Consider the following 26,093-nt stretch of genomic DNA (forward strand, 5'->3'; position numbering starts at 1 on the left):
ATATGGCCCCTTCCTGTCCCTTCCTTCAGCACAACGGTAATTCGAACCCTTACAGCAGCGCATCAAAGACCTGGCCGCTGCATTCCATGGGTTCTGCCGGCTCCGCCGAGTAGAAATAGACTGCATAAAATATGCCGTTAAACTTGCCAACAGCTTGCCGCCAGAATGTAGATACGGGAGAATGCAAAATATTTCTAAATATTTTTCACCACCACAGTCAGCGAAGACCGATAGAGCTTTTCTCAACGCCAGCTGACTTTTTTGTGACTTGAGGGTTTCATGAACTTGCCTACAAAAATACGTCCTGACAGTGAGCGTCATGAAATCGATATTGCAGAGTTTCTTCACGACTTATGGAAGCAAAGAAGGATTATTCTACTCTTTACCGGGCTTTCCACAGCAGCCGCAGTAGTTTATGCATTAACGGCGCAACCTCAATATAAAGTGCAGAACGAAATCAGACCTGTAGCGACTGCAGATTTGGATATGTTAAACGAATCTGGCCTTTATAAGATTCAACCAGAGCAAGCCTTAAGACGTATTGGTTCGTCCATGGGTTCTTATACCGAACGTTTAAGTTTCTTCCAGACCAATCCGGGTTTGCTCGCCCCCATACAAATCGACGGCAAGTCAATCGAAGAGACCCTCGAACGCTTCAATACTAATGCGTTTACGATTGAGCAAAACGATCCTAAAAAAAACTCTAATCTTTCGGAGGCAATTCAATTTAGCGTAGAGTATCCATCTGGCGTGGATGGGGTGGCTATTGTTAACAACTTTACCGATTTTGTAGTCAAACGCGAAAAAGAGAAGATCGAAACGGACTTTAAAACTCTTGTTGAGAACCGGATCGCGCAAACAGAAAGAAAGCTGTTATCCAAGAAAGCTGCATACGAAGCCGACAAAGACTCGGAAATCGCAGAACTCCTTGAAAAGGATCAGTTAAAAAAAGAAACCCTACAAGACGAACTCAAAGCCCTGCGGCAACAATTGCAAACTCGTCGACAAAATCGCGTGAAACAGTTGGACGAGGCAATATCGATTGCCAAAAAACTGGGAATTGTTGCGCCTACCACGCCATCTGCCCTTGGAGAGGCTGGGCAGACAAGGCAAGGCAACATGATTCGCACAGAAGTAAGCAACCAACAAATACCTCTTTATTTTATGGGTCAGTCGGCACTGGAAGCAGAGCGCACAACACTCGCCTCCCGAAACTCCGATGACTTTACTGAACCTCGCGTTGATGAAATCCAGAAAGAGCTCAGCCTCCTCGCCAATAACCGGAAAGTTACCCTGCTTAAACAGCGTAGTAACGAAGAACTGTTCTTAAAAGGCTTAGGTGAGATCCGGGAAGAGCTGGAACACCTGAAAAACCTGCATGTCAATTTTGAACAATTTAATCTGGTTAATATCGACAGACCGGCGTCTCCCCCGCAAGCCCCTATCAAGCCGAAGAAAGCGTTAATCGTTGGCTTAGGTTTGATATTCGGGCTGATGCTCGGAACAATGCTCGCTATTGCCCGGACAATCATGCTACCTAAAAAAGCCGACTGACAAACGCACTGCAAGCTTATTTCCCGCTCCAATAAAAAGGCCGATCAATGATCGGCCTTTTTCTGACTCTCGCGATTAATTCACTTCAATCTTGTCTCGGTTACTTTCCAGAATTGCCTTACCAATCCCCTTGACCTCAAGGAGTTCATCCACTGACGCAAACGGCCCATTATTGTCACGATACGCAACAATTGCCTTGGCCTTCGCTTCCCCAACACCGGCTAGCTCACGTTGAAGTGTTGGTGCATCTGCACCATTAAGATCAACTTTATAGGCCTTCGCTTTAGTAGCAGCTTCCGTGACCACGGAAGACTCAACAGCTTTAGCTTCCGGAGCAGCAATAGCTGCAACAGAAGCGCCGCTCAAAAGGGCAAAAACCAAAGAGTAGAAGTAACCTTTAAGCATGATGATGCTCCATGACATGACACGAATTGAAAGAAGCAGCTTTTCCTAAGCTGCTCCCCAAATTTAGGCCATGTTACGGAACTGTCAAAAACGTGTACGTTTCCGAATATGAAGCAATCAAGGCTCCAAACGGCGCTGCTGGTAGATCCAGTCGACAATCTCTTCGTCCGGGGTATAGCCGCTGACCGTGTCGCGCAACAGCTGGCGGACGCGCGCATAGTCGTCCTGATCCACCGCAGTGAGCAACTCGGTCAACTTGACCTTAAGCAAATCCCAGGACAGGTGATCCTCGTTGGCAGTCATGATCATCGGGTGCTGAGTGGCCGCCACGTTATCGCCGATCAGCAGCTCTTCGTAAAGCTTCTCGCCAGGACGCAATCCGGTGAACTCGATAGCGATGTCGCCATGCAGGTTTTTTTCCGAGCGGACGCTCAGGCCGGACAAATGGATCATCTTCTCGGCCAGCTCGACGATTTTCACGGGCTCGCCCATGTCCAGGACAAAAACATCACCGCCCTGCCCCATGGAGCCCGCCTGAATCACCAGCTGCGCCGCTTCAGGGATGGTCATGAAGTAACGAGTGATCTTCGGATGGGTAACCGTCAATGGCCCGCCCGACTTGATCTGTTTGTGAAACAACGGAATGACCGAACCAGACGATCCCAGGACGTTACCAAACCGTACCATGGTGAAGCGTGTTTTGTTCACATGCGAAACGTTGCTCGTATCTCCGAACAACACCGGCGCCAACTCACGACTCAGCGCTTGCAACGTCAATTCGGCAAGGCGCTTGGTACTGCCCATGACATTGGTCGGGCGCACGGCCTTATCTGTCGAGATCAGGACGAAGTTGGCAACACCTGCCTTCAAGGCCGCCTCCGCCGTATTGAGCGTACCCACCACGTTGTTCAGCACGCCTTCAGCAATGTTGTGCTCGACCATCGGCACGTGTTTATACGCGGCGGCATGGTAGACAGTGTCTACACGCCATGTTTTCATCACGTCGAGCAACTTCTCCGGATTGCGCACGGAACCGAGAATAGGCAATAGACGGACGGACAAAGACTCACGAGCAATCCGCTGTTCAAGTTCGGACAAGATGCTGTAGAGATTGAATTCACTGTGCTCGAACAACAGCAGCGTAGTTGGATGCTGGGCAAGAATCTGTCGGCATAACTCTGAACCGATGGAGCCACCGGCCCCGGTGACAAGAACAGACTGTCCCTTGATGCAATGTTCAAGCAAGTCGCCCTGGGCCGGAACCGCATCCCGGCCCAAGAGGTCAGCGATATCCACTTCCTGGATGTCGTCGACCTTTACCCGTCCGCTGGCCAGATCCATGAAACCGGGAACGCTTCGAACGTGAAGCGGGAAACCTTCGAGATAACCAAGAATTTCACGCCGCCGCCCACGGTTTGACGAAGGGATGGCCAGCAAGACTTCCTGAGCCCCGGTATTATCGATCATCTGCTGGATATGCCTGGGTTTATAGACCTGCAAACCAGAAATAACCCTGTCGGCAATCCCGCTATCGTCATCGACAAACGCCACCGGGCGCATGGCGCGCCCCATCCGCAAGGCAGCGACTAGCTGGTTACCGGCTGCCCCCGCACCGTAAATGGCAACTTTGGGCAAGCCATCGTCCCGATTGGTAAACGGGACATGCTGAGCCGCACTGAACCAGTCGCCCAAGAAGTACTGACGCATGGCCAGGCGAAGCCCGCCGATCATGATCAGACTCAACCACCAGTAGTTGAAAATGATTGAGCGTGGAACGACGTTTTGGTGATTGCTATACCAATAAACAACTACGCCAAGAATCAGCGACGACAAGCTGACCGCCTTGATGATCGCGATCAACGCATCGTTGCCGAAGTAGCGCATGACTGCGCGATACATGCCAAATCGGATGAACAACGGGATTGCGACGACCGGGGCACTCAAAAAAAGCCAGGAATGGACGCTCAGTGGATTGACCATATCATCAATGCCGAGGCGAACCAGAAAAGCCAACCACAACGCTGCCCACACTAGAATGACGTCAGCCGCAACCTGAATGAGCCGTTTTTGACGGCGCGGCAGTTCAAGCAACAGTTTGCGCAATTTATCCATAATTCCGTCGTACACCACTAACCACTCCCCATGACCTTGCTTGATCAGTGTACGTCTCCTGACGCACTTGTTACTTCAAATAATCACAAATCAGCTATTGAAGGCCTGGTTTTTTTTCGATTTCACCCGCGTGAAATTTGATCGCCAAAATCACGAGAGGGAGGTAGGCGACTATCAGCCCCAGCACACCATCTACTCCAAAGGAAGTCACGCAAACCGCAACGGGTAGCAACCAGCCGACATTGATTGCTCCGACAGCAAGAGTGACTGGCAAATGCTTGCGATACCGGCGTGATGCAAACTGATAGGCGTGACTACGATGAGCTTCATAAACTTTGTCACCGCGAACCAGGCGACGAATCAAGGTAAAGGTTGCGTCTACAACAAACACCCCCAACAGGATCAGCCAGGCCCAGAGCAACTGCGGTGCAATCCAGGCAGCCTGAATCGAGATGACACCGAGCACTATGCCAATGAATCCGCTTCCAGCGTCTCCCATGAAGATGAGAGCAGGGGGAAAATTCCAGAACAAAAATCCTCCAACCGCCATCGCCAACAGTCCAGGAACCCACATCTGACTTTCGAATCCATTCATCCAATAAAGCAGACAAGCACCCAGGCACGCCGAAATCGCTTCAACACTGGCTATACCATCGATTCCATCCATGAAATTGTAAAGATTGAGCATCCAGACAAGATAGACCGCCGCCAGGATGCATCCCAGCCAACCAAGATCCACAACCCATCCAAACAAGGTAATCGGAGGCAGACCTCCCAGACAGAACAAGGCCCAGGCGGCCGCACAGAAATGGCCTAACAAGCGCCAACGTGCTGCTATATGACCATGATCATCTATGAAGCCGACAATTGCGATCAGACCACCCGCCCCCCCGATAGCGATCAACAGTGGCATGGTTGCCAACTGCGCCCATGCCAGAAATGGCAGCGCCAACAAAAATGCGATGACGATCGCGACACCGCCCCCCCTGGGAGTGGGTACTGAATGAGAACTGCGAGCATTGGGGACGTCGACAATACTTCGTGCCAATGCATAACGACGTAATACAGCTGTCAATATTAAGGAAACAATCGCCACCGCAGGAATTAACCACCAATAGATCATTGTTATTTACTTTCTTGAAAATATTGTGCTGTAGCCTTCAGTGCGTCATCTGCCGAGACCGGAGGTGTCCACCCCAGTAATGAGCGAGTTTTGCTGATGTCTACCTGCAAGGATCCGCATAACCGGTTTGACAGGGCTTTCCTTCCGAGCAATGTGGCGACGCCTCGCAGGACGCCGGCAGGTATTGGTACAAGCCGAGCCGTACGCCCAAGGGCAAGCGCTATCTTGCGCAGCAATTGAGTGGTGGATAGATCCTCACCATCACTGACCAGAAAGGTCTGATTAGCGGCCGCCGGATGAATGATACAGGTGACAATCAAATCCACCAGATTGTCCAATGCTACGAGACTGCGGCTGTTGTGAATCGCCCCAAATGGCAGCGGAATACCTTTATCGAGCCATCGTATCATGCTTTGAAAGTTAGCCTTGACCCCGGGGCCGTAAACCAGCACTGGCCTTATGATCACGACCTCCATCCCGGTCTCCACGGCCAATTCACGCAACCGCTCTTCGGCTTCCATCTTGGATATCCCATAGGGATCTGCCGGGGCTGGCGTGTCCTCGGGAGAATACGTGATACCCATATCGGTACTTTCGCCGTTCACCTTGATGGAACTGATGAATACGAAGCGTCGGACGCCTGCAGACGCAGCCTGGCGCGCGAGATTCACTGTACCTTCAACATTGACTCGCCTGAATGCCGCCAAGGGATCGGTTTCGGTATCATTCATCACATGAACGCGAGCCGCGGCATGTATGACAACGTCTACGCCGGTGAGACCGTTTTTCCAGGACGTAGCACCATCGATACTGTCAACGTGGATCGTCGAGACTTTACTCTGAAGTAATTGCGACCCATTACGTAGCGCGGCAATGACCGTGTAGTTTCTTGCGACCAGACACTTTAGCGTCGCGCCACCAACAAACCCTGTTGCACCGGTTAAAAATACGGTCTTCGACATTATTGGGTGGTCCTTCGCAAAGTAGCAACGCGAAACAACTCTTCCAGACGCCCCATAAGTGCAGGTTTGGAAAAGTGGCTCAAATAGTAAGACCGACCGGCACGCCCCATAATTTCACGTTGAGCAGGGGATGTGGTGGCCAACTGCAGAGTAATCCGCACAAGCCCCTGGATATCACCTGAGGGGCAGGAAAATCCCCCGCCTGACTCTTCGATTACCCGTGCAGCCTCCCCATTGATCATGCCCAGGATCGGCTTGCTCGAAGCCATATAAGCCTGGACCTTCCCGGGAATCGTTTTCTCGAATACATCATTGGTTTTCAATGAAACCAGCAACGCATCGGCACAAGCAAACACCCCTGGCATCTCGCTCAGAGGGTGTCGTCCCAGCAGCCATACGTTGCTCAAGTTTCTTGTCGTGACTTGTTCATGCAACCATTTGCTCATACGCCCATCCCCCACGATCACCCAACGCACTGCCACTTTGTTCTTCAATGCCTCTGCGGCCTCCAGGATCGCGGGGAAATCCTGCGCTTCACCTAAATTTCCTGCAAAAACAATGGTGAAGACCGAGTCATCTCGCTCTAGCAAATTTGAAGTGAGTGGAGTGGAGGCTGAAAAATCATCCTCAGCCCAACTTGGGAAATAAATCAAACGTTCTGGGGTGATTTCCTTGGTGCAATATTGTTTTACGTTGTCGGCAAAACCTTTGGATTGTAAAAGCAAATAATCAGCACGATTGTAGATCGCACTGACCACGCGCCCGACCAAAGCCAACAAGGCAGGCTGACGGAGTACTCCTACAGCCCTCAGAGTTTCCGGCCAAAGATCGAGGACCCAGACAAATACTGGGACCTTTTTTATCCGTCCTAACACAACTGCGGGAATCGCAGCCATAATAGGAGAAACTGCGTACACGAAAACCGCATCAAATTTTTCATTTCGAAGTTTGAAAACGCCGAGTATGGAAGCGCTGAGAAAAAAAGAAACGTAATTGAAAATCAGGCTGACACTGCGCTTTCCACGCGAAACTAATGGAACTCTAACTATGCGCGCGCCGAAGTAGTTTTTGAAACGCTCAGGACTGGCACTAAATTCCGAATAAACCGAACCCTCAGGGTAATTTGGCCATCCGGTCAACACACTGACCTCATGACCATTTTCCGAGAAGGCACGAACCAGGTCATTGATACGCATATTCTCCGGCCAAAAATACTGTGTAACTATCAGGATCTTTAATTTATTTTCAATCATTCCTGCAGCTCAACTCAGCATTTATCTGTTTATCCAATCAAGCTATTGTAAACAACCCCAATTACTTTATCGGCAATATTCGGCATGCGGTACTCAGTGAGCATAGCTAATTACGCATAGTCGGAGCTCCATGTCAACGATTTGAGAAAGCAGCTTTTCCCAAGCAGCCCCCAAAGTTAGACGATGTGTGGGGGTTACGCCGAAAGAGCGATCAAGCCGTTTGTCGTCGGGCGCAAGGGCGCCACCGCCAGTACCCAGATCTACAGCTTGGTCGAGACCGCGAAGATCAACGAGCAAGAGCCCTATACGTGGCTGCGCCACGTACTGGAGCGGCTACCTCATGCACAGTCGGTCGCCGACTACGAAGCCTTGCTGCGCTGGAACTGCTCGCTAGAGATGCCACGTTAAACCTTCACCTCTACTTGCGATAGGTGGGGTTTATGTATCGCATACAAAACATCAACCACGGTTGGTTGATTGCGGCGACTTCAAATAAATCCCCCTTGTACACAGATGTACTATCCTCATTTCACATCTTTTTTTCCAAAAACTCTCCACATAATAAATTTTTTCAGCATCCGCATCTGCGCAAAGAAGTACCCTGGATCTCGCCAGACGTTTATAAGAATCGACTTCAGAAAACTAAAAAGCAAAATCGACACAAAATAAACATCATGAACCCTGCCAAAGAGATTTTTTTTCGGCAAGTGTGTCATGACCTGTTTATTGACAGGGCATTCGATGACAATGTGAACGCGAGTCTGTTCACTCTTGTTTTCTACAGCGTGCAGAAAGGACGTATCCAATGCCCAAAGTTCTCCGGGCTGCATTATCACTCGCTTTTTGGATACGTTGAAATACACGTTATCGTTAGTTATAAGCGGAACATGAAACCTAAGTCGAGCGTTACTGGATGCGCCCGTCAAATCTCTATGAGGATGCAAGACGGCACCTGGAGACAAATAATAAAAAACGCAAATACCGTTTTTTTCCGCACCCAAAAAGTTATAAATATCTGAGACAAAAGGATACTGCTTGGGATCGAGATCTACCTTGTGCCACTGAATATCTTTATACTTACCACCTTCATGCACACTCGACTTTTCGCCCTCCAATTGTCTTGCCAATTCGGCAAGCTCTGCGACTTTGTGCGTATCAAAAAAATCTTTCTTAATTAAATACGTACCCGTATTCATCTAAAGCTCCCACATTTCATTTGGTGATGGGCAGAAATTAAACTCTCCGACGCAAACACAGCTGAATCTATCGCGGTAGCCTGGCGAGAGTTGTATCGGCGCAAGTATATTAGCATGATGCTGAGTTGCCATGCGAGTTAGCCTTGCATCCTAAGCTGCTAGTGGCGTAAACCGCGCCCGACGTCACTGACGAAGCCATCGTATTGAGCGTCCAGGAACTGAACTGGCTGCTTGACGGTTTTGACCTGTGGCGCAAGCGTCCACATCAGGTTTTGACGCCGCGATTTGTTGCTTGATTGCGCATAATCCGGGCCATGATTTCCAGGTCCGACAACTTTCCCGATGACCCGGCAACGCTCAAGCAATTACTTGCTCAAATGCAGTCGAAGGTCGTTCTTCCTGAAGAAGAGAATGCGCCGCTGCGTCAGCGCCTGTTCGGACGCAAGTCTGAGCAAACGGCTGATCCGGCGACACCACAACTGCCGCTGTTTAATGAAGCCGAAAGTATCGACACGCTAGCGCCTGTTGCTGCTGACGAAGAAGTTGTCGCCCCGACCAAACGCCGTGGCAAACGCAAGCCACTACCGGCTGACTTGCCACGCATCGAAGTTATCCACGAACTCCCTGAACACGAACTGACCTGCGTTTGCGGCTGCCGCAAACATACCATGGGCGAGGAAACCAGCGAACAGCAGGTGATCGTACCGATGCAAATCCGGGTGATCAAACATATCCGCAAGGTCTACGGCTGCCGAAGCTGCGAAACAGCACCGGTCACTGCTGACAAACCCGCGCAACTGATCGAAAAAAGCATGGCCAGCCCCAGAGCGCGAGCCATGCTGCTGACCACCAAGTACGTCGATGGCCTTCCGCTGCACTGCTTCGAAAAAGTCCTCGGTCGTCACGGTGTCGATATCCCGCGCCAAACCCTAGCGCGCTAGGTGATCCAGTGCTGCGAACACTTCCAAACGCTGCTGAATCTGATGCGTGATCGGTTACTGGAAAGTCCGATTGTTCACTGCGATGAAACGCGAGTGCAGGTACTGAAAGAGCCAGGTCGAGACCCGACCAACCAATCCTGGATGTGGGTACAAGCCAGCGGCCCACCGGAGCGACCAGTCCTTCTTTTTGACTACACCACCAGCCAAGCGCAGGAGGTTCCGTTGCGGCTGCTCGGCGACTATCGTGGCTATTTAATGACTGACGATTACGCCGACTATAACGCTTTGGCCGCACAGCCGGGTGTCGAGCGTTTGGCTTGTATGGCCCATGTCCGGCGCAAATTTGTCGATGCGCAGAAAGTGCAGCCCAAGGTGTAACACCGGTCGGGCCGATGTTGCGCTGACGATGATCAACAAGTTGTACGGTATCGAGCGTGTTTTGAAAGAAATGACGGATGAGCAGCGCTTTGCCGGTCGCCAGGAACAGAGCTTGCCGGTGCTCGTCCAGTTAAAAAGCTGGCTGGAGAAAACTCAGCCACAGGTCACTGTGCAAAGTGCCTTGGGTACTGTCATGAAGTTCAACCGCAAGACTGTCACAGTGGAAACCGACACCGACCAGCGCTGGAATATTTCACCGCACTTACTGTCACCGATCAAAAACGTACAGGCGGGGGATGGTGGTGGATATCGGGCCGAAAAAATGAAGTAACTGTGCCGAGAATGGTCTCCGCGCCTGCTTGACTTGATTCCCCCCACCTCACGTGCTGTCTGTTTGGACAGGTGGGGTTTAGGATCAGTTACGATCTGCTCGGCACCCTCGAAGTGGACCTGACAGCGCCTTCGAGGTCGGCATCGTCGGTGCCATCGTCGTGGTGCGGCGAGGCCGTCGATGGATTTTCGGAAGTCCACGGGCTTGAGGCATAGGTAGAGGTGGAGGTGGAGGTGGAGGTAGACTTTTTCCACTTTTTTAGCGTCGGGACGCATCATGAGGTTCTGGCTCCGGAAAGGAATCGGGAGCACAGCATCGGGGATCAGGTGGTGACTTTGAATGTGGGGTTCATGGTTCGCTTACAGTACAACTACAAGAAATGCGGTGATGTGCTGGGCGCGGATCTAATAACCACGCCGGAACTGCTCGAGCAGCCAAAGCACGCGGCAATGTCGGCCGCCTGGTTCTGGTACATCAATGGACTAAATGCTTTGGCTGACAACGGCGACCTGCAAGCGATCAGCCAAAAGATCAACGGTGGGTTGAACGACTATACTGACCGTGCGGCGAACTACGACCGGGCGTTGAAGACGGTGATTTGAACGCGTCTCTATTTGATGGGCGTCGCTGGCTTGGTCGAAGTCAGTCGTAAGGGTGGACAAGCTGCCCTCGAACTCCGGAGAGACTCCATTGCCAACCAAGCAGACTCTGACTTGGAGAGAAGCTCATTGGCTACTGAACGTTTTTTGAGCTTTGCTATCCGGCGGGGTAAAAAAAATAGTCTTGTAAAGCAAGCTTATTCCAGTATCGCTAGAAGACACATCGCTGGAATTTATAGTGATCACATGCTTTCCTTGCGTCAATGGAAAACTCAAGACAACGCTCTCAAAATTCAAGGACTTTGTTATTACCTTCGAGAAAATCTGGACATCGTCAACCAAAACAGCAACTGGCTGATGTTCCAGATTTGCGAGAAATTCGATCTTGAATTCTGCGTTACCACTTCTTGCGACCTCCAATTGTAGTTTTGTTTGTGGTGCCCCCCAAGCTACAACTGGGAGGTTATGCTCAGGGTAAGGTCCCTCAAGAGTGCGGAGTCCTGAAATTGGCATCCACCCATTAAAATGTCGAAGTGCTTGATCTACGGGGGTTTCCTCGACAACAATTGGTTTGAGCGGGTGCTGAACATGTAAATAGGGCTTAATCCATTGGATTAATGTGTCCGTATAAGCTGCCTTACCAAGTTGGTTGGCATGATAATTGGTATCGAAAAAAAGATTGGTGTCATACATTACCTGATAGGGGTCGCCAATAAATTTTATCCCTGCATCCGCGTAGAGCACATTCAAATTTTCCAGCGCATCACGATAATTAGCCTGGTCATAGATGTTGAATTTCATGGTTGCTGGCGGCACCGCCAGTAACGAAATATTTCTTTCCTTGCACCATTCAGAAAAATGCTTAAGCAATAACCAGTTATTTTTTGACTCCTTGATCGATAAAATTCTGAACTCTGGCGGTGCTATCGAACGCTGATCGCGCATTTGCTGGTTCAAAAAAATTAAGTTATTGGCGTGCGAATCGCCGTAGGGTGAATAGAAAAATTCAGAGTATACATTGAAGGCGTAGGATGGTTCGGGTGAAAAAAATGACTCCTTAATGGGAGTAAGTAACCGCCTCAATGATACATATGTCATTACATTGATTTTTTCTGAAACGGGGAGTCCGTTGAAATATTTTTTGTCTCTCGAAATTAGATAGTCGATATAAGCGTCGCTGAGTCTATCATCTGCGGCGAAATACAAGTATTCCAAAGCCAGCACAACGGTGTCGCCCGGAGTTAATACATTTTTTGTATGATCAAGCATGTATTCAAGCGGGAGGATTGCATGAGTGCCTAGATTTACGGATTGAATGTTAGTTAATTTTGAAAATTCTTCTGAATCAATATTAAAATTTCCGCTGGAGCCCGCCACAAACACCAGTTTTTCACCGGTGACGTTTTGCGCAGCCAATAGCTTGCCTTTTACAAGAGCATTGGTCCAATAACTATGCTTTGTCGGAAGGCCCAACTGAAAAACAAAAAGCGCACACCACAATGCAATCAACACTACGAAACTGCAAAGAGCACTTAGAAGATATAAAATAGGCTTGCTCATGTTAAGCGTCATCAAAAGTTAAAGTACATGAATTGAGAGGGTAACGCCGAAAACAACTGCGACAACGCCACGAAAAGCATCAAACCGGTCAGCAAGCCTGCACTCCACGACATCCCAATGCGCCAGTGACCGTTCTCTACATCAGGGCCGCAGTCAAGTGCTGGTTTGTACCTAGAGAATATTTGCTGAGTGTTTGGAGTAAACCAAACAATAAACAGAAGGGTGCCTAAAGTGAAGAGAGTACCCGCAGTGCCCCAGCTGATTTTTTGAGCATCCATTAAAAAAACCAAAATTTTCTGCATCCAAGAGAAATTAGTAACCGTCTCTGTTTGAAGTAGCACTGCTTTAGCTTGTGTCATTCCAAGAATGGCATCCTGCGTTACTCTAGAAACGTCAAAACCAGACGTCCCAGTCATTGCCCCCAGGATTAATTTTGCCGAACTCCAATCATATGCCCGAAAAAAGGTCCAAGCAAAAAGAGTGGCAATAAATGTAACTAGAACGCTGATTGCTCGCACTGGTATTCTAAAAATCGGTGGCACACTACTTAGTCCGATTGAGCGTCGACAGGTATGCCATCCATGGTTGATTATTAGGTAAGAGCCATGTAGGGCGCCCCATATTATGAAGTTCAGGCTCGCTCCATGCCAAACGCCGCCTAGTAACATCGTTAACCATAGATTGATGTAGCGACGTACCTTCCCTTTTCGATTGCCACCAAGGGATATATAAAGGTAGTCTCTTAGGAAGTTAGATAGGGTAATGTGCCAACGCCGCCAAAATTCGATGATATTGGGGGCTTTATAAGGAGAGTTAAAATTAATAGGAAGCTTTATTCCGAAAAGTAGCGACAATCCAATCGCCATGTCGGAATAGCCCGAGAAATCAAAGTAAAGCTGCAGCGCGTAGGAAAGAGTTCCAATCCATGCGTTGAGAAAGTCTGGGGCTGCCGTTATCGCCACCCCTGGCTGCCCATAGACGGTTGATACGTCTCCAGCCAAGCCATCGGCAAAAACTATTTTTTTGAAAAGCCCAACTCCGAAAATAGTCAATCCAACAGCTATTTGATTGAAATCGATAAAATAGTTTTCACGCCTCAAAAACTGGGGTAAAAATTGCTTGTGATGAACAATGGGACCCGCGATAAGATGAGTGAAGAAAGTAACGAACAGGCAGTAATGTAGGAAGTTATATTCTTTCGCCTCGTCGCGATATGAGTCAACTAAAAAGGCAATTTGCGTGAATGTGAAAAATGATATCGCTAATGGCAAAACGATATGCTGGAGATTGAAGTCGGTGCTAAATGCTACATTTAATGTACTTATAAAAAAATCATAATATTTATAATAACCAAGTAGCAGTAAATTGGTGAGCACCCCAAATACTAAACCTTTTTTACGCCATTTTGATTGTTGGCTTATCTTCTGACCTAATATAAAATTAAAAATCATCGATGCTGCGATGAGCCATACATAAACCGGGTTCCACCACCCATAGAATACAAATGAGCACAAGACCAACCAAGCAAGTGCCGGCTCAGTCCATCTGCGATTCATTAGGAGATAATAGCCTAATAACGTGATCGGTAAAAAAGCAAAGATAAAAAGTGGAGAATTGAAAAGCATAGATCGCTAATCTGAGGGGAAAGGACCTGAAGTCTACCTTAAAAAAAGGTATTAATAAATAGATGGACTGATGATTCAGTTCGTCGACTTTGGCATTATCAGCGATGCGTGGCGCTTCCTCATTTCAACCGGCATTGCCTTTGCAGTCAGATGCTGTAAGCAGCATTCTAAGCTTTGAGTTACAGCGTGCATGGGGTGCTAGGGGGCAAGTGTTCGAGTCACTTCGTCCCGACCATATTTTTCAATGACTTAGGCCAATGGCTGAAGATGTTGGAGTCGTTGGAGTCGTTGGAGTCTCATAAATCGATGATGCAGTTCCATCCAGGAGCACGGGCAAGCTTCGACTCACCCAATGGTGAGCGCCTGTCCGGTACCGTCATGAAGTTCAACCGCAAGACTGTCACAGTGGTAACCGACACCGACCAGCGCTGGAATATTTCGCCGCACTTACTATCACCGATCAAAAACGTACAGGCGGGGATGGTGGTGGATATCAGGCCGAAAAAATGAAGTAACTGTGCCGAGAATGTTCTCCGCGCCTGCTTGACTTGATTCCCTCCACCTCACGTGCCGTCTGCTTGAATAGGTGGGGGATATGGATCAGTTACCGTGGAGTGACCTGCGAGCAGGCGTACGACGGGCTAAGGCGATCGTCTTAAACCTTATCCGGAAGATTCGAATACCGTATTTAAGAGTATTTAAGGCAAGCGGTCACCCCGCTTTGCGGGGTGATTTCTATTTTTCGGGAATAAATATCTCTGCTGACCCGGTAATTACCTTTTTACCTTTCACTCTGCAAATTGTATCGAAGGATATGCGACGCTTTTCTTGGTCAACCTTAGTCACTTCAACTTCTGCCGTAACGGTGTCGTCAATGTAAACGGGCCGCAAGAAGTTTAGGTTTTGCGATACATATACACAGCCTGGTCCCGGTATCCTAGTCCCGAAAATTGCGGAAAAAAAACCGGCAGACATCAAACCGTGCGCAATGCGTTTCCCAAATCTCGATTTGGCAGCGTATTCACTGTCTACGTGCACAGGATTGTGGTCCCCGCTTAGACCTGCAAAGGCTTTGATGTCCGAGTCGGTAATCGTTTGTGAGTAACTCGCCTTCATCCCAATTTCAATTTCAGTGATAGGTACCGAGCCAATAGCGAAGTCTTTCATTAGCTGCCGAGCCCCTTACGAAGCGGCTTTGCCGGGTTTCCAACTACCACGGCTCCAGCTGGAACGCTTTTTGTCACGACCGCGCCCATGCCGACAATGGCGCCTTCGCCAATCACGATAGGTCTATCGGGCGTGCCTTGTTTGATGATGGCACCTGTTCCAATATATGCGTGGTCTTCAATCGTTACATTTCCGTTGCACTTAACGCCTGGGGCGAATGTTACGAAGTCGCCGATCACACAATCATGAGCGGCATAGGAATAGATATTGGCATGGAAGAATTTTCCAATTTTCACGTTTGAAGTGACCGTTGTGAACGGGCAAAAAATCGCGCCCTCGCCGATTGTGTTTGCATCTAGAATTACACTGTTTCCCATCGAAGATATCGAGAATGGCTTCGCACCAGCTGAAACCAGATCTGCAGCAATATTCTCGCGAATCTTGCTGTTACCGATTGCGATGTTGAAAAACTTATCGCTACTTTTAATCGCTTTAAATGCTTCGGAGGTCATGACCATTACGCCGTTAACCTCGGACTCTGTCGAACCATCATCGACAAACACAATCCGAAACTCGTCATGGCCGATCATGCCGATCTGTTCCCGCGCCAGCGGCAACACCTCGCGGCCAAAACCTCCAGCCCCCACGATTGCGTAAATGTTCATATCCTCTCCTTTTTAACGGTTATAGCTGAAGGCCCCATATCGGATATCGGGCAAGGGTACATGAACCCAATCACAATAGCTGTCCAACTCGACACGGTTAGCTTAGCTGGGGGCTTGCGTTATGGTTACTCTCTGTCATTTGGGAAACGCCTCCGTCAGTAGGACCTGTCAAAAATATGTCTGTTGCGGAATGTGAAACAATCAGGGCTCCAGGCGGCGCTGCTGGTAGATCCAGTCGACAATCTCTCCGTCTGGGGTATAGCCGCTGACCGTGTCGCGCAACAGCTGGCGGACGCGCGCATAGTCGTCCTGATCCACCGCAGCGAGCAACTCGGTCAACTTGCCCTTCAGCAAATCCCAGGACAGGTGATCCTCGTTGGCCGTCATGATCATCGGGTGCTGAGTGGCCGCCACGTTGTCACCGATCAGCAACTCTTCGTAAAGCTTCTCACCCGGACGCAGCCCGGAGAACTCGATAGCGATGTCGCCATGCAGGTTCTTTTCCGAGCGCACACTCAAGCCCGAAAGATGGATCATTTTTTCGGCGAGCTCTACGATTTTCACGGGCTCGCCCATGTCCAGGACAAAAACATCACCGCCCTGCCCCATGGAGCCCGCCTGAATCACCAGCTGCGCCGCTTCAGGGATGGTCATGAAGTAACGAGTGATCTTCGGATGGGTAACCGTCAATGGCCCACCCGACTTGATCTGTTTGTGAAACAACGGAATGACCGAACCAGAAGACCCCAGGACGTTACCAAAACGTACCATGGTGAAGCGCGTCTTGTTTACCCGCGAAACGTTGCTCGTATCTCCGAACAACACCGGCGCCAACTCACGACTCAGCGCCTGCAGCGTCAACTCGGCCAGCCGCTTGGTGCTGCCCATAACATTGGTCGGGCGCACGGCCTTGTCTGTCGAGATCAGGACGAAGTTGGCAACACCTGCCTTCAAGGCCGCCTCCGCCGTATTGAGCGTACCCACCACGTTGTTCAGCACGCCTTCAGCAATGTTGTGCTCGACCATCGGCACGTGTTTATACGCGGCGGCATGGTAGACAGTGTCTACACGCCACGTTTTCATCACGTCGAGCAACTTCTCCGGATTGCGCACGGAACCGAGAATAGGCAATAGACGGACGGACAAAGACTCACGAGCAATCCGCTGTTCAAGTTCGGACAAGATGCTGTAGAGATTGAATTCACTGTGCTCGAACAACAGCAGCGTAGTTGGATGCTGGGCAAGAATCTGTCGGCATAACTCTGAACCGATGGAGCCACCGGCCCCGGTGACAAGAACAGACTGTCCCTTGATGCAATGTTCAAGCAAGTCGCCCTGGGCCGGAACCGCATCCCGGCCCAAGAGGTCAGCGATATCCACTTCCTGGATGTCGTCGACCTTTACCCGTCCGCTGGCCAGATCCATGAAACCGGGAACGCTTCGAACGTGAAGCGGGAAACCTTCGAGATAACCAAGAATTTCACGCCGCCGCCCACGGTTTGACGAAGGGATGGCCAGCAGGACTTCCTGAGCCCCGGTGTTATCGATCACCTGCTGGATATGCTTGGGTTTATAGACCTGCAAACCAGAAATAACCCTGTCGGCAATCCCGCTATCATCATCGATAAACGCCACCGGGCGCATGAGGCGCCCCATCCGCAAGGCAGCGACCAACTGGTTACCGGCGGAGCCCGCACCGTAAATGGCAACTTTCGGCAAGCCATCGTCCCGATTGGTAAACGGGACATGCTGAGCCGCACTGAACCAGTCGCCCAAGAAGTACTGACGCATGGCCAGGCGAAGCCCGCCGATCATGATCAGACTCAACCACCAGTAGTTGAAAATGATTGAGCGTGGAACGACGTTTTGGTGATTGCTGTACCAATAAACAACTACGCCAAGAATCAGCGACGACAAGCTGACCGCCTTGATGATCGCGATCAACGCATCGTTGCCGAAGTAGCGCATGACTGCGCGATACATGCCAAATCGGATGAACAACGGGATTGCGACGACCGGGGCACTCAAAAAAAGCCAGGAATGGACGCTCAGTGGATTGACCATATCATCAATGCCGAGGCGAACCAGAAAAGCCAACCACAACGCTACCCACACGAGAACGACGTCAGCCATAACCTGAATGAGCCGCTTTTGGCGGCGCGACAGCTCAAGCAACAGTTTGCGCAATTTACCCATAATCCCGTCGTACACCTCGAACCGCTCACCTATTGATCATGCTGACGAGTGTACGTCTCCGACGCTCTCGTAACGTTGAAATAACTTATCTGATTCAAAACATTGAAACCGGTAGCGCCATAAGGAGGCTAAATCACCATCACGGGGCGTGTGCAAGGAATGCAGGCCTCGACCGATACTACCGGCAAGAACTGAAAACTGTGAGGAGAAGGGGATCAGATATTGCGAATATCAGGCGGTTTTTCGCCATCCCTTTTCCCCACCAGCAAGAACCGACTCGCACCAAAAGGAAATTGTGAGGCCCCAAACAGGTCTAAGGCTTCACAGCTTGCTGCATAACTCTGCGAATCACCTCGCAGGTCTTTTCGATTTCGGCTTCAGTCAACGTAGGGTGTACCAAGAACATCAAGCTTGTCTCACCCAGCTCTTTCGCAATAGCTAGTCGTACTTCTGGACGCCAGCCCGTATCGTCGAACGCTTTCTCGAGGTATACCTCAGAGCAAGAACCCGAAAAACATGGAACGCCAAGAGCAGAAATCTCGGACAGAATACGGTCTCGGTTCCAGTCAGCCCTCAACTGCTGTGGCTCTACGAACGCATAACATTTATAGGCAGCGTGAGCATAGTTTTCGGAAACCGCTGGAACACGCAAACCTTTAAGCTCCCGAGCCTGCGACCAAATACGTTCCGCATAATTGATTCGGCTAGCACGCCACTGCGCCATGCGACGAAGCTGAATCCGGCCTATGACCGCTTGCACTTCCAGCATCCGCCAGTTCGTACCAAAGCTCTCATGCAACCACCGGAAGCCTGGTTGATGGTCTCCTTCGTAAATGGCTTCCCAGCTCTTGCCATGATCCTTGAATGCCCACATTTTCAACCAGAGGGTGCGGTCATTCGTCGTGACCATCCCACCCTCCCCCCCCAGTGGTCATGATTTTGTCCTGGCAAAATGACCAGGCGCCTATATGACCAATGGAACCTACGGGGCGTCCCTTATACTTCGCACCATGTGCCTGGGCGCAATCTTCGATTACCTTGACATCATGAAGTGCTGCCAACTCCATGATCGGATCCATATCACACGGCCAGCCGGCCAAATGCACACAGATAATACCCCGGGTACGAGGGGTCAAGACGGCCTGGATCGTCTGTGCGGTAATGTTCTGGGTATCGCGGTCGACCTCGGCGAAGACCGGAATCGCACCGGCATTGACAATGCTGGAAACTGAGGCGAGGAAGGTGCGAGGCGTGACGATGACTTCGTCTCCACGCCCAATACCCAGCGCAACCAGTGCAAGGTCAAGTGCTACAGTGCCGTTCGCCAGGGCGACGGCATATTCAGTGCCTGCCCATGTGGCGAACTCTTTCTCAAACTCGCGGCATTCCTGCCCGGTCCAGTAGTTGACCTTATTGGAAAGCACTACGTCGCGAACGGCATCGGCCTCTTCCTCAGTGAACGAAGGCCAAGGAGAAAATGGGGTATTCAACACGGTTTTTACCTGCCACACATAATTAATAAAGAACCATCGATAATCCAGGACGGCTAATCAGTCACGTGTATCCGATGGTTAAACACTCAGGATCTTGCAATCACTCGAGCGGGCACTCCTGCGACCGTCATGTTATCAGAGATATCGTAGATCACCGCGGCTCCGGCCCCCACCACCACGTTAGAACCTATGCTGAGCACCTGTCTGACACAGGCACCGACTCCAATCCAGCTTCCGTCGCCGACGGTTACCGCACCAGCCAACCGCGCACCTGGACTGACATGCACGCACGCCCCAAGAATACAGTCGTGATCAATGCTGCAGCCGGTGTTCAGAATTACCCCTTCACCAACGATCGCATAAGCATTGACTACCGCAGATGCAAACACGACGGTTCCGGACCCGATCTTAGCGTATCGGCTTATGATCGAAGAAGGGTGCATCAAAACAGGAAGTTGTGCGCCTGAGGCTTTCAGTTCGTCCATTTTACGTCGACGGACACTGTTGTTGCCAATAGCAACCAGAACTCCATCAAACTCCCCTACACGGCCGAGCAAGTCTCTGGTGTTTCCAACGACCGGCCAAACCCCGATGGAAGACACTTGTGGCCATGCGTCATCAAAGAACTCTATGACTTGCCATCCACAACACTCCGCCGTGTCAGCGACAACTTTTCCATGTCCACTTGCACCAAAAATTGCAAGCCTCTTCATTTTTTTGACCCGGTGAACTTGGTCATTGTTACTTCACCCTCAGCGCTGATCCCATCCCTGATCAAAACTTTTTTGATGGTGAGAAAAATAATTTTCAGGTCGAGCCACAGCGACTGATTGTCTACATACCAAACATCAAGTTTGAATTTTTCTTCCCAGGACAACGCATTGCGACCATTTATCTGTGCCCACCCGGTAACCCCGGGTCGCGCATCATGCCTGCGAACCTGCACTTCATCGTACAGAGGCAGATACTCCATCAATAGCGGGCGAGGCCCTACCAAACTCATATCCCCCTTGATGACGTTCCACAACTCCGGCAACTCATCCAAGCTGCTGGATCGAAGAAATCTGCCAAAATCTGTCATTCGCTCAGAATCAGGTAACGGATTACCGTTGGCGTCCAACGCATCCCGCATAGTGCGAAACTTAACCATCTCAAAGGGTTTACCACCGAGACCCGGTCTGACTTGTCGAAACAAAATCGGAGATCCCAATCGCTTGCGAATCAGGTATGCGACAACAGCGATCACGGGAGACAAGACAATCAACCCGGCTACGGAAGCCACAATATCGAAGAAGCGTTTTGACATCGGAGGTCCTTGAAAGACAAATTATTGTTGGGGAAAAGCGTTGGAGTTCATTTCGACAAACGCTTGAAGTGCTCACCAAAACGCTTGACACCGACATGCAAGGACAGCTCTCTGTGATAGAACGCCAATCCGTTTTCAGCCATTTCCTTATGCCCTTGTACCGAGACATCTATCAAGGCCAGGACCGCGTCCGCAAGAGCCTGCGGATTGTCTGACTCGCTGACAACTCCACAACCGGCGTCGCGCACAAGATCAGCAGCATCACCGTCTACCGCCATCAAGATCGGCTTACCGGCCGCCATATACGCCTGTGTTTTAGAAGGAATAGTGATGGTGAACAACGGATCCTTTTTCAAATGTACAAGCAAGGCATCGGCGCTGGACAGATAAGCTCCCACTTCAGGCATCGGAACAGCAGGTAGGAAGAATACATTGTCGAGCTGTCTGCTTTTCGCAAGTTCTTCCAGCCTGGATGCCTCAACTCCGCCGCCCAGGAAGATAAACGCTACTTGACTGGCTTTTTCCTGCAACAACTGCGCAGCTGCAATGACCGCATCAAGCGACTGCGCCTTGCCCATATTTCCAGCAAACAGAATTCGAAACTTCGAAGTCACTGGAAAATTGACCGGTGGATTACTCGAAGTGGAACGAACCATATCTTCGGCACACCAGTTGTAGATGACATCGATTTTTTGCGAAGGCACTCCCCGCTCGATCAATAGATGCTTGAAACCAGGAGACAATACGACAATCTGGTCTACGTGACCGTATACCCAATCGCAGACGCGAGAGACAACTTTCAGGAGCTTTTCGTTGGAAAACATCCCTGTGGCCTTGAGCGTGTCAGGCCACATATCCTGAATATCGTATACCACTGGCACACGCCGAAAAAAACGAACGAGCGCAGCCGCAATACCTACCGTCAATGGAGGATGGTAGGCATAAATGACATCCGGTTTTTTCGCTCGAAAAAGGCCATAGAGCAAAATACTGGCTGCAAAGCTTATGTAGTTAAAAAGTCGACCGACACCACTCTGCCCATGGCTTGGGTAGAGTGGTACACGTGTCACATGGACGCCGTCGATGACTTCGCGCTGCAAGGGTTTGATCCTATAGCCAGGATACAATTTACCACCGGGATAGTTTGGAAACCCGGTGACAACCTCGACTTCAAAACCCTGTGCAACTAACTCACGAGCAAAAACCAGTCCTTTGAACGTTGGCTCAGGATCAAACCACTGAGTGAACAGTAAAACACGAATGGCCATTCGTATTAGTACCTTCTCCAAACGGTCCGCATGACATAATCACGATAGCTATGAATGATTCGAACCACTTTCTCAGCCACGTTAGGCATGCTGTAGTCCGCTACAAGTCGCAGCGTACGCTCTTCGTCACGATCCTGACCTTCCAGCACTTGCAAGCCCTGCATCACCCGCTCGACCTCGAGACCAACCATCATTACCGCGGCCTCTTCCATACCCTCTGGACGCTCATGAGCTTCCCGAATATTCAACGCAGGGAAGTTAAGAATGGAAGATTCTTCGTTGATCGTACCGCTGTCAGAAAGGACTGCCTTGGAATCAAGCTGCAACTTGTTGTAGTCCTTGAACCCCAATGGTTTGAGCAAGCGAACATTTTCATGGAACTTCACACCCATGGCGTCAACCCGCTTCTGGGTACGTGGGTGGGTTGAAACAATAACGGGATAGCCATAATGCTCGGCGACCGTATTCAGAACTTCGACTAGCTTACCGAAGTTTTTATCGGAATCGATATTCTCTTCGCGGTGTGCGCTAACGACGAAAAACTTACCCTTTTCCAAACCGAGACGAGCAAGGACATCCGACGCTTCGATGCCTTCACGGTAATAATTGAGCACTTCAAACATCGGGCTACCGGTCTTGATTACCATGTCAGGCGAAAGGCCTTCGCGCAGCAAGTAATCACGAGCGATCGTACTGTAAGTCAGATTGATATCCGCAGTATGATCGACAATACGACGATTGATTTCTTCGGGAACACGCATGTCGAAACAGCGATTACCAGCTTCCATATGGAAGGTCGGGATCTTGCGGCGCTTGGCAGGAATGACTGCCATGCAGCTATTTGTGTCTCCCAAGACCAACAGAGCCTCTGGCTCAATCTCGGCCAGGACGCGGTCCACACTAATAATCACGTTACCGATAGTTTCGGCGCCAGTGGCACCCGCAGCGTTCAGAAAATGATCAGGCTTGCGGATCCCTAAGTCCTGAAAGAAAATTTCATTCAGTTCGTAATCGTAATTCTGCCCGGTATGGACAAGTACGTGATCACAATACTGATCCAGAGCAGCCATTACGCGCGACAGACGAATGATCTCCGGACGGGTTCCCACTACGGTTACGACTTTTAATTTTTTCATGATTTTAAACGTCACATTTCAAAAAGTGATAGATAAGTAATTAACACTAGCCAGCGCTTTCATCATCAGCCAGCACGATAAAAGCGCTTAACTCGTCGGCAACCCCGTCACACATCACTGTGTAACCTTTGCTTTTGTCACAGCTGCTGACCAGGCCTGACTGAGGACCGCGCTCTCACTGGGCTGGCATAATGACACATTTGAGTCCAATTCTTTGAGTATCGTCGGCGCACCATCCAAAGGCGACCATTTTAGCATCGCGCCCCGACCCCGACACCAGCACGTCGTCAGTAGACAGCGCCCCTGGCACCATCACTCGCTTACCTTATTCGCAGCGTTGAAGTCTTCGTAATACTGTTGCGTTCGCAGTCGACCATCACCCTCTTCATTGGTCAGCACATATTTTATATATGACTGATAGGGAGTAAATGGCATCGCAGAACCGGCAGAAACAAAAAACAACAGTGAAGCGAGACTAACAACCGCGACACTTGCAGCTACAATTGCGCGACCAGGCTCCCGCAACTGCCTGAGAATGTCGTATATGATTACCGCCTGAGCAAAACAAGCCAGATATTGAATGCGGTTCCATATTAGAGCAAAATCAAACAAAAATGATTGCGCGCCGATCAAACATATTAGCGCACCAATTAACACTAACTCTCGACGCGTTATTTCTTTTAGATACAGCTTGGCCAACCCAAGCAACATACAATTCAAAACCAAGTAACCGGCCCCCGCTATTGAGCGCTGGGAAAAACCAAAACCAGCATAGACACTGAGCTTCTCGGAAACGAACGGAATATTTGCGACGGCCCCCAAGCCGAGAGCAATTTGGCCTGAACCGATACCAACACTATAAAAAAGCAAACAGACTGCGATATAGATCCATACATGCGTGACCAGGTAACGAATTCCGCGAAGAAAGAATATGGGCGCATACATAAGCGCCGAGTACTGAAAACCCATAGCAATGAAAAAACCAAAAAAGGCTTTCTTCGACCGTCCGAAAACAAAGCTTTCCATTGACAAAAGCATAATAGAAACAGCAATAGACTGACGTATCGTCCCCATCTCCAATGGAATATACACCCAACAAAAAACAAAAGCCAAACCAAGTGAAACACGCGAATCAAAGCGATAAAAAAACCTGCACGCACAATATGTATTGAAAGTACCAACTAAAAACAGAAAAAACTGAAAGTTACCAACCCGAGAAACAAGGTAATTCAACAAATAGAAAAGTGGCTCCATTGAGACCACATCTTGCGGAAAATCCATAAATCCGGAGTTTTTTACGGCATTATAATATTGCTCGTAAACCACCCAATCGAAGCCTGTTTCGAATCTAAATGCGCAAATTAACCAAAAAGCGAGTAATGCCACGAAAAAGCTTATGCCAGTCTTCGTCTTAATGAACAGTCCTGGAATTGTTATGACCCAAAGCAAGACACCAATACCAAGATAAAAAAACATGACAATCCTTTCCTTAACACCTGCAGACCAAAGACGGCGACTAACGATCCGAACATTTAAAATTTATTAACCGTTACATCCATCTTACCGTGATCTAATTAGACCTGCTATCTTAATAGCCCGCATCGCCTGAACGAACATACGCCAGCATGCATCATGCGTCACGCGAAAAATGACTCCCTGCCCTGCTCGCTCAGGCGATCAAAGCAGAGAGCATTTCCAACCTAAGCCTCGCTGCCGACCGGACGTGCGTACGTGTCCGGTAGCTCGCGATCAAAAATTTCGTTCGCCCAAAGCATCACAATCATCTCCTCATCCCCGGCATTGGTGATGTCATGAGTCCAACCTGGAACCGTCTCAACGATTTCCGGTTGATCACCGGTGGTGTACAACTCATAAAACTCGTCAGATACGATATGCCTAAAGCGAAAACAAGCCCTACCTTTTATTACCAAAAACTTTTCAGTTTTCGAATGGTGGTAGTGACCACCACGTGTAACACCCGGATGAGCAGTGAAGTATGAAAATTGACCACTGTCTCCGGTTTTCAGCATCTCGACAAATACCCCTCTAGGATCACCGTACTTTGGAACCTGGTATGTGAAACTCTCGGGAGGTAAATAGCTGACATAGGTGGAGTAAAGAGCACGCACCAAGCCGGTACCTACCGGCTCTGTGATCAAGGTGTCACGACTTTCGCGAAACGCCTCCAACTGCTTTGCCAGAGCTCCAACACTGATACTGTATTGAGGCTGGACGTCTACGAATCCATCATGTGACAACCTTCCATCCATCGCTGAAATGAAGTGCCTGATAACATCATCGATATAGACAAGATTAATATTTGCGTGTGGATCATTGATAGTAACCGGCAGTCCACGCACAATATTATGGCAAAACGTTGCAACTGCTGAGTTGTAATTCGGCCGAGCCCACTTGCCAAAGACATTTGGAAGCCTGAACAAGTAAACGGGTGAACCAGACTTTTCCGCGAGCGCTGTCAATGCCTCTTCAGCACCAAGCTTGCTATGGCCGTACGGATTATCCTGCTCAGCCTGAATGGACGAAGTATAAAGTACTGGCACCGGTTTACCGCATGCTGATACCGCTTCACAAAGAGCTTGCGTCAAGTCCGTATTACCAGCCTTGAACTCTTCCGGATCTTGTGGTCGATTCACTCCTGCCAAGTGAAATACAAAATCCACACTGCTTATTAGTGCCAATAACTGATTGATACTATCGTCCCGAGTGAACCGGACGACTTCAATATCAGCGCGCTCGTTCAGATGCGCTATCAAGTTCTTGCCCACAAAACCATTGGAACCGGTGACCAGCACTTTCATGGTT

The 26,093-nt window shown here is 49.7% G+C and carries 20 protein-coding genes and 3 pseudogenes; 5 read left to right on the forward strand and 18 right to left on the reverse strand.

What is annotated here, in order from left to right; translation table 11 throughout:
- Window positions 1–279: 279 nt before the first annotated feature.
- Window positions 280–1,554 (forward strand): Wzz/FepE/Etk N-terminal domain-containing protein, encoded by a 1,275-nt coding sequence (locus KGB07_RS17030; RefSeq protein WP_223466017.1) that lies wholly within the window; start codon window positions 280–282, stop codon window positions 1,552–1,554.
- A gap of 75 nt (window positions 1,555–1,629) precedes the next feature.
- On the opposite strand, the gene KGB07_RS17035 is transcribed toward KGB07_RS17030, so the two are convergent.
- The 5 genes from KGB07_RS17035 to KGB07_RS17055 form a co-directional block, all read right to left on the reverse strand.
- A complete protein-coding gene (locus tag KGB07_RS17035; RefSeq protein WP_223466019.1) occupies window positions 1,630–1,959 on the reverse strand; it encodes a ComEA family DNA-binding protein in 330 nt (109 codons plus the stop codon).
- Window positions 1,960–2,076: 117 nt separating this feature from the next.
- The gene (locus KGB07_RS17040; RefSeq protein WP_223466069.1) at window positions 2,077–4,074 is read right to left on the reverse strand and encodes a polysaccharide biosynthesis protein; all 1,998 of its coding nucleotides are present in this window, start codon (window positions 4,072–4,074) and stop codon (window positions 2,077–2,079) included.
- 91 nt (window positions 4,075–4,165) lie between these two features.
- Window positions 4,166–5,194, reverse strand: coding sequence for an MraY family glycosyltransferase (locus tag KGB07_RS17045; protein WP_223466021.1), 1,029 nt, complete (start codon window positions 5,192–5,194; stop codon window positions 4,166–4,168).
- A gap of 2 nt (window positions 5,195–5,196) precedes the next feature.
- Window positions 5,197–6,156 carry a UDP-glucose 4-epimerase family protein gene (locus KGB07_RS17050; protein WP_223466023.1) on the reverse strand — a complete coding sequence of 320 codons (960 nt, stop codon included), beginning with the start codon at window positions 6,154–6,156 and terminating at the stop codon, window positions 5,197–5,199.
- Complete coding sequence (locus KGB07_RS17055; protein WP_223466025.1) at window positions 6,156–7,409, reverse strand: glycosyltransferase family 4 protein; 1,254 nt, start codon at window positions 7,407–7,409, stop codon at window positions 6,156–6,158. Before KGB07_RS17055 ends, KGB07_RS17050 begins: the two co-directional genes overlap by 1 nt.
- 198 nt (window positions 7,410–7,607) lie before the next feature.
- On the opposite strand from KGB07_RS17055, the pseudogene KGB07_RS17060 reads away from it, so the two are divergent.
- Window positions 7,608–7,817: pseudogene (locus KGB07_RS17060) on the forward strand (transposase domain-containing protein); the annotation flags it as partial.
- A gap of 116 nt (window positions 7,818–7,933) precedes the next feature.
- On the opposite strand, the gene KGB07_RS17065 reads toward KGB07_RS17060, so the two are convergent.
- Entirely contained in the window at window positions 7,934–8,605 is a 672-nt protein-coding gene (locus tag KGB07_RS17065) for an aspartyl/asparaginyl beta-hydroxylase domain-containing protein (protein WP_223466027.1), read from the reverse strand.
- Window positions 8,606–8,919: 314 nt separating this feature from the next.
- Here KGB07_RS17065 and tnpC point away from each other — a divergent pair.
- Together tnpC and KGB07_RS17075 are read left to right on the forward strand one after the other, a co-directional pair.
- Window positions 8,920–10,126, forward strand: a pseudogene (tnpC, locus tag KGB07_RS17070) (IS66 family transposase); the annotation flags it as partial.
- 362 nt (window positions 10,127–10,488) lie between these two features.
- The gene (locus tag KGB07_RS17075; RefSeq protein WP_223466029.1) at window positions 10,489–10,857 is read left to right on the forward strand and encodes a hypothetical protein; all 369 of its coding nucleotides are present in this window, start codon (window positions 10,489–10,491) and stop codon (window positions 10,855–10,857) included.
- A gap of 123 nt (window positions 10,858–10,980) precedes the next feature.
- Here the strand turns inward: KGB07_RS17075 and KGB07_RS17080 are convergent, their stop codons facing one another.
- Both KGB07_RS17080 and KGB07_RS17085 read right to left on the reverse strand, forming a co-directional pair.
- The gene (locus KGB07_RS17080; protein ID WP_223466034.1) at window positions 10,981–12,414 is read right to left on the reverse strand and encodes a hypothetical protein; all 1,434 of its coding nucleotides are present in this window, start codon (window positions 12,412–12,414) and stop codon (window positions 10,981–10,983) included.
- An 11-nt stretch (window positions 12,415–12,425) separates the two neighbouring features.
- Entirely contained in the window at window positions 12,426–14,039 is a 1,614-nt protein-coding gene (locus tag KGB07_RS17085) for an MBOAT family O-acyltransferase (protein ID WP_223466035.1), read from the reverse strand.
- Window positions 14,040–14,345: 306 nt separating this feature from the next.
- On the opposite strand from KGB07_RS17085, the gene KGB07_RS17090 reads away from it, so the two are divergent.
- Window positions 14,346–14,549 (forward strand): hypothetical protein, encoded by a 204-nt coding sequence (locus tag KGB07_RS17090; protein ID WP_223466036.1) that lies wholly within the window; start codon window positions 14,346–14,348, stop codon window positions 14,547–14,549.
- A 225-nt stretch (window positions 14,550–14,774) separates the two neighbouring features.
- Here the strand turns inward: KGB07_RS17090 and KGB07_RS17095 are convergent, their stop codons facing one another.
- From KGB07_RS17095 to wbjC, 10 genes and pseudogenes are all read right to left on the reverse strand, one after another.
- On the reverse strand, window positions 14,775–15,206 hold the full coding sequence (locus KGB07_RS17095; RefSeq protein ID WP_223466037.1) for a MaoC family dehydratase: 432 nt from the start codon (window positions 15,204–15,206) through the stop codon (window positions 14,775–14,777).
- The gene (locus KGB07_RS17100; RefSeq protein ID WP_223466038.1) at window positions 15,206–15,871 is read right to left on the reverse strand and encodes an acetyltransferase; all 666 of its coding nucleotides are present in this window, start codon (window positions 15,869–15,871) and stop codon (window positions 15,206–15,208) included. The genes KGB07_RS17095 and KGB07_RS17100 overlap by 1 nt, the downstream gene beginning before the upstream one ends.
- A gap of 201 nt (window positions 15,872–16,072) precedes the next feature.
- The gene (locus tag KGB07_RS17105) at window positions 16,073–18,067 is read right to left on the reverse strand and encodes a nucleoside-diphosphate sugar epimerase/dehydratase (protein WP_263290450.1); all 1,995 of its coding nucleotides are present in this window, start codon (window positions 18,065–18,067) and stop codon (window positions 16,073–16,075) included.
- A 313-nt stretch (window positions 18,068–18,380) separates the two neighbouring features.
- Window positions 18,381–19,560: pseudogene (locus KGB07_RS17110) on the reverse strand (DegT/DnrJ/EryC1/StrS family aminotransferase).
- Between the two features lie 86 nt (window positions 19,561–19,646).
- Window positions 19,647–20,273, reverse strand: a complete 627-nt coding sequence (locus tag KGB07_RS17115) for an acetyltransferase (RefSeq protein WP_223466040.1) — start codon at window positions 20,271–20,273, stop codon at window positions 19,647–19,649.
- Window positions 20,270–20,866: a sugar transferase gene (locus KGB07_RS17120; RefSeq protein WP_223466041.1), complete on the reverse strand. Its 597-nt coding sequence runs from the start codon at window positions 20,864–20,866 to the stop codon at window positions 20,270–20,272. Before KGB07_RS17120 ends, KGB07_RS17115 begins: the two co-directional genes overlap by 4 nt.
- Window positions 20,867–20,913: 47 nt before the next feature.
- On the reverse strand, window positions 20,914–22,134 hold the full coding sequence (locus KGB07_RS17125) for a glycosyltransferase family 4 protein (protein WP_223466042.1): 1,221 nt from the start codon (window positions 22,132–22,134) through the stop codon (window positions 20,914–20,916).
- A 5-nt stretch (window positions 22,135–22,139) separates the two neighbouring features.
- The gene (wecB, locus tag KGB07_RS17130) at window positions 22,140–23,270 is read right to left on the reverse strand and encodes a non-hydrolyzing UDP-N-acetylglucosamine 2-epimerase (RefSeq protein WP_150726251.1); all 1,131 of its coding nucleotides are present in this window, start codon (window positions 23,268–23,270) and stop codon (window positions 22,140–22,142) included.
- A gap of 312 nt (window positions 23,271–23,582) precedes the next feature.
- On the reverse strand, window positions 23,583–24,746 hold the full coding sequence (locus tag KGB07_RS17135; RefSeq protein WP_223466043.1) for an EpsG family protein: 1,164 nt from the start codon (window positions 24,744–24,746) through the stop codon (window positions 23,583–23,585).
- A gap of 224 nt (window positions 24,747–24,970) precedes the next feature.
- Window positions 24,971–26,089, reverse strand: coding sequence for a UDP-2-acetamido-2,6-beta-L-arabino-hexul-4-ose reductase (wbjC, locus tag KGB07_RS17140; protein ID WP_223466044.1), 1,119 nt, complete (start codon window positions 26,087–26,089; stop codon window positions 24,971–24,973).
- Window positions 26,090–26,093 lie beyond the last annotated feature (4 nt).

It is taken from the genome of Pseudomonas sp. GL-RE-26 (genome assembly GCF_019956275.1).
GTDB classification, from domain to species: Bacteria; Pseudomonadota; Gammaproteobacteria; order Pseudomonadales; family Pseudomonadaceae; genus Aquipseudomonas; species Aquipseudomonas grandcourensis.

Coding starts and splice junctions, on each gene's coding strand:
- KGB07_RS17030 (WP_223466017.1), top strand. CDS start 280: ATGAACTTGCCTACAAAAATACGTCCTGACAGTGAGCGTCATGAAATC.
- KGB07_RS17035 (WP_223466019.1), bottom strand. CDS start 1,959: ATGCTTAAAGGTTACTTCTACTCTTTGGTTTTTGCCCTTTTGAGCGGC.
- KGB07_RS17045 (WP_223466021.1), bottom strand. CDS start 5,194: ATGATCTATTGGTGGTTAATTCCTGCGGTGGCGATTGTTTCCTTAATA.
- KGB07_RS17050 (WP_223466023.1), bottom strand. CDS start 6,156: ATGTCGAAGACCGTATTTTTAACCGGTGCAACAGGGTTTGTTGGTGGC.
- KGB07_RS17055 (WP_223466025.1), bottom strand. CDS start 7,409: ATGATTGAAAATAAATTAAAGATCCTGATAGTTACACAGTATTTTTGG.
- KGB07_RS17065 (WP_223466027.1), bottom strand. CDS start 8,605: ATGAATACGGGTACGTATTTAATTAAGAAAGATTTTTTTGATACGCAC.
- KGB07_RS17080 (WP_223466034.1), bottom strand. CDS start 12,414: ATGAGCAAGCCTATTTTATATCTTCTAAGTGCTCTTTGCAGTTTCGTA.
- KGB07_RS17085 (WP_223466035.1), bottom strand. CDS start 14,039: ATGCTTTTCAATTCTCCACTTTTTATCTTTGCTTTTTTACCGATCACG.
- KGB07_RS17090 (WP_223466036.1), top strand. CDS start 14,346: ATGATGCAGTTCCATCCAGGAGCACGGGCAAGCTTCGACTCACCCAAT.
- KGB07_RS17095 (WP_223466037.1), bottom strand. CDS start 15,206: ATGAAAGACTTCGCTATTGGCTCGGTACCTATCACTGAAATTGAAATT.
- KGB07_RS17100 (WP_223466038.1), bottom strand. CDS start 15,871: ATGAACATTTACGCAATCGTGGGGGCTGGAGGTTTTGGCCGCGAGGTG.
- KGB07_RS17105 (WP_263290450.1), bottom strand. CDS start 18,067: ATGGGTAAATTGCGCAAACTGTTGCTTGAGCTGTCGCGCCGCCAAAAG.
- KGB07_RS17115 (WP_223466040.1), bottom strand. CDS start 20,273: ATGAAGAGGCTTGCAATTTTTGGTGCAAGTGGACATGGAAAAGTTGTC.
- KGB07_RS17120 (WP_223466041.1), bottom strand. CDS start 20,866: ATGTCAAAACGCTTCTTCGATATTGTGGCTTCCGTAGCCGGGTTGATT.
- KGB07_RS17125 (WP_223466042.1), bottom strand. CDS start 22,134: ATGGCCATTCGTGTTTTACTGTTCACTCAGTGGTTTGATCCTGAGCCA.
- wecB (WP_150726251.1), bottom strand. CDS start 23,270: ATGAAAAAATTAAAAGTCGTAACCGTAGTGGGAACCCGTCCGGAGATC.
- KGB07_RS17135 (WP_223466043.1), bottom strand. CDS start 24,746: ATGTTTTTTTATCTTGGTATTGGTGTCTTGCTTTGGGTCATAACAATT.
- wbjC (WP_223466044.1), bottom strand. CDS start 26,089: ATGAAAGTGCTGGTCACCGGTTCCAATGGTTTTGTGGGCAAGAACTTG.